Annotated in this window: 10 protein-coding genes; 9 read left to right on the forward strand and 1 reads right to left on the reverse strand. The window is 50.9% G+C overall.

All coding sequences use genetic code 11. The features are described from left to right. Positions 1–62 precede the first annotated feature (62 nt). From AA74_RS0121810 to AA74_RS1000000123540, 5 genes are read left to right on the forward strand one after another with little or no spacing between them, the layout of a single operon-like run. Positions 63–818: a hypothetical protein gene (locus AA74_RS0121810; protein ID WP_025913427.1), complete on the forward strand. Its 756-nt coding sequence runs from the start codon at positions 63–65 to the stop codon at positions 816–818. Positions 819–877: 59 nt separating this feature from the next. Next, a complete protein-coding gene (locus AA74_RS0121815) occupies positions 878–3760 on the forward strand; it encodes a tail protein (tape measure) (protein WP_025913428.1) in 2883 nt (960 codons plus the stop codon). A gap of 39 nt (positions 3761–3799) precedes the next feature. Continuing rightward, entirely contained in the window at positions 3800–4012 is a 213-nt protein-coding gene (locus tag AA74_RS0121820) for a hypothetical protein (protein WP_025913429.1), read from the forward strand. Positions 4013–4068: 56 nt separating this feature from the next. Next, on the forward strand, positions 4069–4422 hold the full coding sequence (locus AA74_RS0121825) for a phage tail protein (protein ID WP_025913430.1): 354 nt from the start codon (positions 4069–4071) through the stop codon (positions 4420–4422). A gap of 10 nt (positions 4423–4432) precedes the next feature. Next, positions 4433–4600 carry a hypothetical protein gene (locus AA74_RS1000000123540; protein WP_155267981.1) on the forward strand — a complete coding sequence of 56 codons (168 nt, stop codon included), beginning with the start codon at positions 4433–4435 and terminating at the stop codon, positions 4598–4600. Here the strand turns inward: AA74_RS1000000123540 and AA74_RS0121835 are convergent. After that, a complete protein-coding gene (locus AA74_RS0121835) occupies positions 4597–4776 on the reverse strand; it encodes a hypothetical protein (protein WP_025913431.1) in 180 nt (59 codons plus the stop codon). The genes AA74_RS1000000123540 and AA74_RS0121835 overlap by 4 nt on opposite strands. Before the next feature lie 109 nt (positions 4777–4885). On the opposite strand from AA74_RS0121835, the gene AA74_RS0121840 reads away from it, so the two are divergent. From AA74_RS0121840 to AA74_RS0121855, 4 genes are read left to right on the forward strand one after another with little or no spacing between them, the layout of a single operon-like run. Further along, positions 4886–5590: a phage minor tail protein L gene (locus AA74_RS0121840; RefSeq protein WP_025913432.1), complete on the forward strand. Its 705-nt coding sequence runs from the start codon at positions 4886–4888 to the stop codon at positions 5588–5590. After that, positions 5590–6309, forward strand: coding sequence for a C40 family peptidase (locus tag AA74_RS0121845; protein ID WP_025913433.1), 720 nt, complete (start codon positions 5590–5592; stop codon positions 6307–6309). The genes AA74_RS0121840 and AA74_RS0121845 overlap by 1 nt, the downstream gene beginning before the upstream one ends. Next, complete coding sequence (locus tag AA74_RS01000000122445; RefSeq protein ID WP_023234680.1) at positions 6252–6779, forward strand: tail assembly protein; 528 nt, start codon at positions 6252–6254, stop codon at positions 6777–6779. Before AA74_RS0121845 ends, AA74_RS01000000122445 begins: the two co-directional genes overlap by 58 nt. A 9-nt stretch (positions 6780–6788) precedes the next feature. Next, a complete protein-coding gene (locus AA74_RS0121855; RefSeq protein WP_025913437.1) occupies positions 6789–9935 on the forward strand; it encodes a host specificity protein J in 3147 nt (1048 codons plus the stop codon). The last annotated feature ends 368 nt before the right edge of the window (positions 9936–10303 follow it).

Genomic DNA, 10303 nt, shown 5'->3' on the forward strand with positions numbered 1-10303 from the left:
TGCCGGATCCCTGCTACTCTTTAGGCACATTTATCAAAGGGGATATCAAGGGGGACAGGGATATGAGAACGACCAGCATCTTGGGAGCATTATTAGCGCTTATATTGGTTGCGCCATTCTATTCAGTTGCAGCTAGCAAATCACTTAGTGCATCCCAGGCAAAAATAGTGAATGTTTCTAATGCTGCAAAAGAGTTGGGCTGTGAAAAGTACGAGTCTTGGTTTCCAGAGGATATAAATAAACAAACGAAATTTAAATCAACAAAATCAGCGCTCAAACCTGAACAATTGATCCCTGGCTCAAGTGTTTACTGTATGGTTAATACCTCGCTTGATTCATCAGATGCCTCAATTTATATTAGCGAGCGCGGTGAGGTTGATGGCATATCAACTGAGATAAATCATGGTAATGGAACTGCCACTATTGGTGAGGGGCGGGTTTTTGATAACAAGGGGTGGGATGTTGCATGTAAACGGGACAATCTCAATGATGAGAAATCATGCTACGTACGGCAATATGGTCTTACCATCAGAAAAGTTAATGATGCATATTTCATTTATGTAGGAAATGATTTAGCACCAGGCGGTAAGGTTGAGTTAAGGCTGGATAAAAATGAGGCGATTGGTAGTGTTGATGGGAACGGAATGCTTAAGAAAGAGGATGGTGATCTATTCCTTAAACAAGTAAAGAAAAACTCGACAGTAATAGTTCGCTACAACATATATCAAAAGCAAGCGCCTGAGGTAAGAACGATAGATACAAAAACGCTAGGTGCAGCCATTAAAGTAATGAACTTGATAAATAGTTCTTATATTTAAGATATCAAACTCACATAAAACCTCGCCACGGCGAGGTTTTTTATTGCCCGGAGAAAATCATGGCAGGTGAAAAAGACGCGGGAAGTATTGTTTATACGGTTAGCGCTGATATTGAACCGCTGCTGCAAGGCGGCAAACAGGCCATTGATGCTCTGGATAAGCTGGGTGCTGCGGCGCAACAATCTGGTAAGGGAATGGATAGCCTTGACGAGAGCGCCTCCCAAACCGGATCCGCTTTTACTGAACTGGCTGGTTATGCCAACTCGATGGATAACCAACTGCGGAAGCTGAACACCAACGTGAGCGGCATTGCCCGCGCTATGGAAGAGGCCCGCAGCGGTACCGGTGGCGCTAGCAGTGAATTCAGCCGTGCCGAATCAATCATCGAGGCGCTGGGTAACCAGCTGGCTGTGCTGGACGAAGCGCAGGAGAATGGTGCGCGCAGTGCTGCTGTTCTTGCCGCGCAGCTCCGCGCCGGGTCGAAAGCGACCGATGAAGAGAAGCAGAAGATCGGTGAGCTTACCGGTCGCCTGTATGACATGAAGACTGGAGTTGAAAATGGCGCAAAAGGCACTGGCAGCTGGAAGTCCAGCATGCAGCAGGCTGGTTACCAGGTTCAGGACTTCATTATTCAGGTGCAGGGAGGTCAATCTGCGCTGGTGGCTTTCGCTCAGCAGGGCTCTCAGCTTGCTGGCGCATTCGGTCCGGGCGGTGCGATTGTCGGTTCTATCATTGCGCTGAGCTCGGTTCTCGCTGGTGTGCTGATTACTTCGCTCAATGGCGGAAAGAACGCCATGGATGCGCTGAAAGACGCTGCGGAAGCGATGGATAAGGTCATCACCGTCTCTCAGAATGGTGTGGCCGCCCTGTCAGATAAGTACGCGAACCTTGCAAGAACAAACGCCGAGGCAGCAACAATCCTGAGAAATCAGGCAATGATTGAGTACAACGCTGCCATAGCGAAGATCCCTAAATCAATCAATGACGCCTCCAACTCCATAGTTGGCTTTACAGACAAGCTGAGAACCTCTTTCGTTGGCGGTATTGCGTCGATTGATGAATTCAACAAAAACCTTTCGACCGTCGGCGTAACAGCTGACACTTACTCGGCAGCCATGGAGCAAGCAAGGAACGCTGGAGCGAAGTTCACCGTTAACGCTAACGCGATCCAGAACACTGTAACCACGCTCGCTGAGAAGTTCGGTATATCGGAACAGAAAGCATTTGAACTCAGTAAGCAATTATCTGAGGTAGCTAATAATAAGTCTCCAGAAGCATTTCAAAAGCTAGTTCTTGAACTACAAAACACTACCTCATCAACAGATTCAGGCAGAGAAGCATTACAAAAATTCCTCATACCTCTCACTGATTTAGTTGAAAAAGCGGGGTTGGCACAGGTTGCAGTTTCTGGCATGAGAAAAGAGGTCGATAACCTTACCGCCGGGCAGAAGAACCTCATCAAGCAGTCTGAGCGAAACCTTGCTCTGTCGAAACTACAGGGCGAGGCCCGCGCTCGGTTGCAGGCGCAATACGCCGCCGAAGATGCCGGGTTTGCGAAGGATGATCCGCACGCGAAGCAAATGGAAGATGATGCTGCAGCTACGTACAAAAATACGCAGGCGCAGAAGTCGCTTCAGTCAGAGCAGAAGAAGGGCGCGTCACAGGCTGATTCTATTGCCCAGAAGCTGGCGAACCTGAAACAGCAATCAGAGCTTGCCGCTGACTCAACGAATAAGCTGAGTCGCGAGCAGGCCATCCTCACTGCGCAGCAGTCGCTCGGGAAAGGAGCGACTAAAGAGCAGATAGCGCTAGCCGGTCAGTATGCGGCAAAAAAATGGGATACAGCCAACGCCATCAAAGCTGAAGCTGCAGCCCAGAAGCTTCTCCCTGAAGCGGCTGAGAATGCCAGTTACAAACAGGATGTTGAGGATCTTAATACGGCGCTGGCTGCGAAGAAAATCAGCCAGGAGCAGTACAACCAGACCTCAGAACGACTGGCGGCAACGCACCAAACTAACCTCGCCAAAATCCGCGCTCAGCAGGCGGTAACGCCCCAACAGGAGGCGGCAGGCACTGTTGACCCGGTGCAGCAACTGGCGAACGAGAACGCGCGTAAGCTGGCGCTGATTCAGCAATACGAGCAACAAGGTGTGTTAACCCATCAGAATGCGCTGGCGCTGCGAGCGGCGGCTGATACTGAATACGAGCAGGCGCGCATCGCTGCCCAGTGGGAAATCTACCGTAATCAGAGCACTGGCAATGAGCTGCTGGCCACCTCGCTGGAAGGTCTGCAGAGCGGGGCAACCAATGCCCTCACTGGTTTAATCAACGGCACCCAGAGCCTGCAGGAGGCAATGGCTAACGTCGGCTCGACCATCATCAACAGCGTGATCGGCAGCCTCGTTGAAATGGGGATGCAGTGGGTTAAAAATCAGGTGATGGGGCAGGCAGCAGCAGCCGCATCACTGGCATCCACCATGGCGCAGGCAACTGCTGCAGCATCCGCCTGGGCTCCGGCAGCAATGAGTGCTTCTATTGCAACAATGGGGAGCGCTGCTGCTGTTGGTCAGACGGCTTATGCTGGCTCACTGCTATCCGCTAAAGGCATGGCAATCGCGGGTGCTCGTTATAACGGCGGTCCGGTTAGTGCCAGCAGCATGTACCGGGTTGGCGAGAATGGCAAACCTGAAATCTACCAGGCTAACAACGGCAGCCAGTACATGATCCCCGGTGACAACGGTAGGGTGATTAGCAACCGGGATATGCGCAGTGGTGGGGGCGGTGGAGATGTGACAATCCACCAGGAGAATCACTATCACTTCGATGGAAGTCCCAACAGCCCGGAAACGGTCAAACAGTTTGACAAGGTGGCGTACAACGCCGCATTACGCGCCATCAGAAATGAGCAGCGTCCAAATGGGATGCTTGAAAAAAGCCGTTAATACGCATATATCTGATGGGCAAATTAAAAGGAGAATGAGATGGATTACCATATCGAAGATATTACAGCATTTGATAATGACAATGGTTCCGGGATTATCGCAAGGGTCGTTTTTCATTATGAAACGCATCTGAAAAGTATTTCAGTTAATGTTCATATTCCTCTGGATAAGAATGCTTCTCTTGCAGTTATTGAAAGTCGTGTATTCGAAGAAGCTAAAAAGCAACTTAAAGAGCTTGCTGTGGAATTCTGATTCTCTATCGCAATGCACGTAGACCCGCTCTGGCGGGTTTTTTATTGGGAGCAACCATGCCAGAAACATTCACCTGGCCCCCACAGAAGGGCTACAGCGTCGAACGAACGCCTAACGTAGCAGTCGTCAAGCTAGGCGATGGCTACGAGCAGCGCCAGACGAAGGGCATTAACCCTCTGATGGATAAATACTCGCTGACATTCACAGGCGTGGATGATGCGAAATGCTCAAGGCCTAATGCTGCGAAAGCTGCCGATGCTTTCCTCAAGGCACGTATGGCGGTGCAGTCTTTCTACTGGACGCCATCTGATACTGGAGTGCAAAAACTGTTTGTTTGCCGCTCATGGAGCATGACAAAGACCGGGCCGCTATACGAACTAACGGCTACATTTGAACAAGTGCCACGATAAGGGGATTATTATGAAATTTACCGAACTACCTGATCATGTAATTGAAGCAGCGGCAAAGACGCTTTCTCGCGAACTTGATGGGATATCGACGTGGGAAGATGATAAACGAACGGAAAAGGCCAAAGCTGTTGCCGAATCCGTCCGTGATAGTTTTATCAGCCTTTGCGAGGGGAGTTAACTGCTTTCTTTATCATCCTTACTTTTGAAATGCTTCACAGCCTGGTCATACATATCCAGAAGATTAGATATATTCCCGCTGGAGTAAACAGGTACTCTTTGGGCTCTAACCATTTCAATCAATAAGGCATACGCTGACTCTTCCGGTGATTCTTTTGGATTTATCAGTCCAGACATAAAACCTCCTTTAGTGTTGAAGCTTCAGCCTAAACCCTCTTTGTTTTGTTTCACATCCTGACAAATGATCAGTGGCCGCCGTCGAGCGGTTTTCTTATGGGAGTTTGCCATGCGCGACATGCCAGCCAGCATGATTATTGATAGCGTCGATGCGGGAGTCGGGGCTTTCATCGACCTTTTTGAAGCAGACCTGCAGCCATACGGCGGCGACCTTATCCGCTTCCATTCTGGAACGAACGGCTACTACGGCAACGTTATCTGGAAAGGTAACCAGTACCAGGCATATCCGATAGCGGTGGAGGGATTCGAGTCAAAGAACGAAGGCACGTATGCCCGCCCGTCAATGTCAGTGGCGAACGTTACCGGATTATTGACAGGCATTAACCATGACTTTGATGACATGTTGGGAGTTGTTATCACCCGGCGACAGGTTCCTGTGAAATACCTGGATGCGGTGAATTTCCCGAACGGGAACCCAGACGCAGATCCGACACAGGAAGCGGTTTCCCGCTACGTCGTTGAAGAGATGACGGAAGAGACGTTCGAGCAGGTGACCTACACGCTGGCGACACCGATTGACTGCGATAACGCCATTATTCCTGCTCGTACCATTCTCGCCGATGTGTGCCAGTGGCAGTATCGCGGCGTCGGGTGCGGCTATGACGGACCGCCTGTTGCAGATGAACGCGACAACCCAACCACTGACCCTGCGAAAGACAAGTGCTCTCACCGTCGTACCGGTTGCCGGTTCCGCTATCCCCGCCCTGAACCAATGCCTATAAGCAGTTTCCCTGGCTCTCAAAAGGTCTCCTGATGCAGGAATTACTCGATTATGCGGCATCGTCGCAGGATGAAGTGTGTGCGCTAATCCTGAATGACGTGCAAGTGTTTCGCTGTCGGAATGTGCATCCGGAGCCCTGGCATCACTTCCGCATACGTGACGATGACTGGCTTGCAGCGGAGGAAGAAGGGGAAATTACAGCGGTCTTCCATTCGCACCCGCAAAGCCAGCTAGCGCTTTCTGGTGCCGATCGGCAGATGCAGCTGATGACGGGGCTGCCATGGTGGCTCGCATCTGGCGGGCAACTGAGGAAATTCAGGCCTGTTCCGCATCTGCTGGGGCGCAAGTTCGAGCATGGCATTATGGACTGTTACACGCTTTTCCGGGACGCATACCACCTTTGCGGCATCGATCTGCCGGACTTCGTGAGGACTAATGGATGGTGGCTGAGAGGAGAGAATCTATATATCGCCAATATGGCGGTCAATGGCTTCTATCAGGTGTCCATGCAGGATGCACAACCAGGCGACGTCATTATCAGGCAGCCATTCCCCGGCGCCGACCCATGCCACTCAATGATTCTCCTTCATGACAACCTGGTGCTTCACCATGACCATGCCGGACACCTCAGCAGACGAGAACAAATGCGCCCGGCATACATCAAGCAGACGCACTCAATCTGGAGACACGAACAGTGCTCATCTTTAAATTTGCAGGCAGTCTACGCCGATTTTACCGCCAGATATCCCTGAACGTTGATACTCCCGCGCAGGGATTACGCCTCCTATTGGCGCAGGATTTCGAATTCAAAAAAGCCTTTCTCAATACAAAGCTGCGTGTGCGGGTAGCGGGCGAGGATATTGAGGCATCTGCGATGCAATGGCATATGGACCGCCACCTTAAAGATGGCTCAGTGGTCCTGTTCGTGCCGGTAGTGGAGGGGGCGATCACCGCCGCTGCGGCCGCATGGATTGCGGTTGCCGTTAGCGTAGCGTCTATAGCTTATTCGGTTTACATGTCACGCAACATGAAGACCAAAACCTCCGCAGAAGCCGCAGAGACCAATACGCTCACAAATAACTCATTTACCAGTGCTGAGAACCGGGTGGGGCAGGGGCGCGCGGTGCCACTCCTACTGGGAGAAATGGAGGTCGGTTCGAACGTAATTTCACTCGGTATCGACACAAGCAACAACCAGGACTGGACGGAATCTATTAGCTAAGGTGGCATTATGTCTTCAGGTGGCGGCAAAGCATCAACCCCCAAACTCCTCGACGATAACCTCAAGTCAAAGCAATTTTACCGGGTACTGGATCTCATCAGCGAAGGGCCTATCTATGGTCCCGTTGATCAGGAACACCTGTCATCATTCAAGCTCAATAAGACTCCCGTAACTGATGCGACAGGCATTGTCAGCGTAAATGGTGTCAGCGTCGCCTGGCGCCCAGGCTCTGAAACGCAATCCCCCATTAATGGCTTCTCTGCTATTGAAGCGACCACCATCGTAAACACCGAAGTAACCTATGATACTCCGCTGGTTCGCACCATAACCGATCAGGACGTTACCCGGGTGCGGTTTAACGTTGGTGTGACCGGACTGGTCGAGCAGGACACCAAAGGCAATCAGAAAAACACGTCCGCCACTCTGGTGCTGGAGAGCAGAACCGGTGCTTCAGGCTGGGTTATTGAAAAGACCGTGACTATCACCGGGAAGATATCAGGCGAATACCTTGAGGCCCATCTGATTGATGCTCCGGATATTAAGCCGTTTGATATTCGTGTTCGCCGCATTACACCTGACAGCAGCAGCGATTTACTGTCCAACGGCACCATCTGGAATAGCTACAGTGAAATCACTGACGACAACCTTAGCTATCCATTTTCAGCCATCGCTGGAGCAGTAATCGATCGCGACCAGTACACAGATACCCCAAGCCGCACTTACCATCTTCGCGGGCTGATTGTACCCGTACCAGACAATTATGACCCTATAGCCCGCACTTACTCAGGGCTGTGGACAGGTGGATTCAAGCAGGCATGGACCAATAACCCAGCCTGGTTGTTCAGAGAGCTGGCAAAGAATTCTCGTTTCGGGCTGGCTAAACGTGCCGGCTACATAGATGTGGATGACGGTGCACTGTATGTGCTGTCTCAGTATTGCGATCAGCTTGTTGACGATGGGTACGGCGGAAAAGAACCACGCATGACGCTAAACGCCTACATCACAGAGCAGGCTAGTGCGAGAGACATTCTCGACAAGATAGCGAGCATGTTCCGTGGAATTGCATTGTGGGACGGTGTGCGCCTGTCTGTCATGCTGGATGCGCCACAAGATCCGATTGCGACAATCACGAATGCTAACGTGGTTGATGGCAACTTCAAGCGAAGCTCTGTGAAGCGCTCTGAGAAATACAATGCAGTGGTGGTGTCATGGACCGACCCGGATAACGGTTGGGAGCAGGTAAAAGAGTACGTATCCGATGACGACATGATTGCACGTGGAAATTACAACGAGACTACCCTTGAGGCCTTCGGGTGTACCTCTCGCGGGCAGGCATGGCGAGCAGGGAAGTGGCTACTGGAAACTGCAAAGCGTGAGAGCAGTCGATTAACATTCCAGATGGCCCGAGATGCCATTCATTTCACGCCCGGTGACATAGTTGAAATCATGGACAACAACTATGCTGGCGCGCGGCTCGGCGGCAGAATTATGTCACATTCAGGCAATAAAATTACCGTTGATGCTGTCGAATCATCGCTTATAGCTGGCGGCGATACCATGTCTATCATGGGGAGCAACGGTAAATTCGTGAAGTACGTCATTGATGGCGTTGCTAACAACGTGGTAACCCTGAAGACGACTCCATCATGGGTGCGTGATGGAACAGTGTTTGCTATCTCTACCAGCAACGTCTCAACTCGGTTATTTCGTATCCTCAGCGTCGCAGAGACAGAAAGCAATTCCGTATACAGTATTACTGCATCACAGCATGATCCGAATAAACAGGCCATTGTGGATGAAGGCGCAGTGTACGAAATTCCTAACGACACGCTTAATGGCTACCGCGTTCCGAACGTTGAAAACCTGCGGATTATTAACACCAATTCGGAAACAGTACAGGTCACGGCAACCTGGGAAACAGCCACGACGACCAAAAAGCTAGTTTTCGAATTGTATGTCTATTCGGCTGATGGGAAAGTGGTTTCTCAGTACGAAACCGACCAGTTCCGGTATGAGTTTTATGGGCTGGCTGCCGGTAGCTATACGCTGGGTGTTCGTGGCCGCAATGAAAACGGGATGAAAGGTGCAGAGACTCAGATAAGTATGGTTATTGGCGCTCCACCAGTGCCTTCAAGCGTTATCTGGACGCCAGGGCTGTTCTCCGCAGACCTGGTGCCAGTCATGCGTATCACCGCCACCACAGATACTTCTTTCGAATTCTGGTACTCAGGGCAAAACAAGATAACCGATCCGGCTAATATCGAAGACCTGGCGCAGTTTTTGGGGCGCTCAAACCAGTGGACACTCCACGGCCTGCAGGCAGATAAGACATATTACGTTTATGTGCGCACCAGGAATGCTTTTGGTGTGTCTGAGTTTGTTGAGGCGTCAGGTCAGGCGTCATCCGATATTCCAGGTATGATAGATCTCATTGATGAGCAGATTCGCGAGTCAGATGCGTTCAAAAATGTTCAGGAAGGTGTCGACATTAACCTGGAAGGCGTCATGTCGAACGCACTGGCTAATCACGGTACGGTTGAACATCAGTACCAGCAGTATGGGGAGGTGCGCGCTGATATCCTGGTTGTTAAAACAACGGTCGCAGAAGTGGATAAAGGCCTTGCAGACCTGTCTACCTACGTACAGGCTCAGGTAGGGGATTTGACCGCAGCTGTTAACCAGAAATTGACGGCAGAAGTAAACAGTGATGGAACAGGAAAGGCGTCCTATACGCTGAACCTCGGGATAGTCAGAAGTGGGGTGAAGTACAACACTGGTTTCGGGATGTCGATAGAGCCATCCGGCGGCACCTATAAATCTACAGTGGTCTTTGCTGCAGATCAGTTTGGTATTTACTCAGGAAGTGACCCGGGAAATTACCAGGCTGCGTTCTTCGTTTACAACGGTCAGGTATTTATCAGCTCAGCGTTTATTCAGGATGGCACGATCACCAATGCCAAAATCGGTAACTTTATCCAGTCCAACAATTATGTTGCAGGGTCTGTCGGGTGGAGGCTGGATAAATCAGGAACATTTGAGAACTACGGTTCGACAGCTGGAGAGGGAGCCATGAAACAGACAAACCAGACAATCAGTGTGCGTGACGCCAACAATGTGTTGAGGGTGCAGATCGGGAGAATCACGGGAACATGGTAAACATTGGGCCTGAGGTGGGGCCCTTTTTTAGGATGAACAGCGATGGCTCATTACGGTGTTGAAACCTGGGACGCCTCAGGCAGGGTGAACAACTATGGAATTAAGCCTGTCAGTGTCAGCGGCTACCTACAGTTGGCCCAGAATGAAAAAACAGGCTCTTACTCCGTAGTGCTTCCACCGGGGTGTAAGCTTACTTATTTTCAGATCATGAACGGCGATCAGTGGGGAACGAGCCGGAGGAAGATCACTATTTCAGGTGGGACCGCAACGGTATCGGCAGTAGGCGATACCGACTACTCTGCAGGGACTGAGCCTGCGGCCGCGGCGTATCTCATTTTCCAGATAGAGAGGGCATAAATGGCGCAGTA

The organism is Enterobacter sp. 5-4 (assembly GCF_000612205.1).
Taxonomy (GTDB): Bacteria; Pseudomonadota; Gammaproteobacteria; order Enterobacterales; family Enterobacteriaceae; genus Enterobacter; species Enterobacter roggenkampii.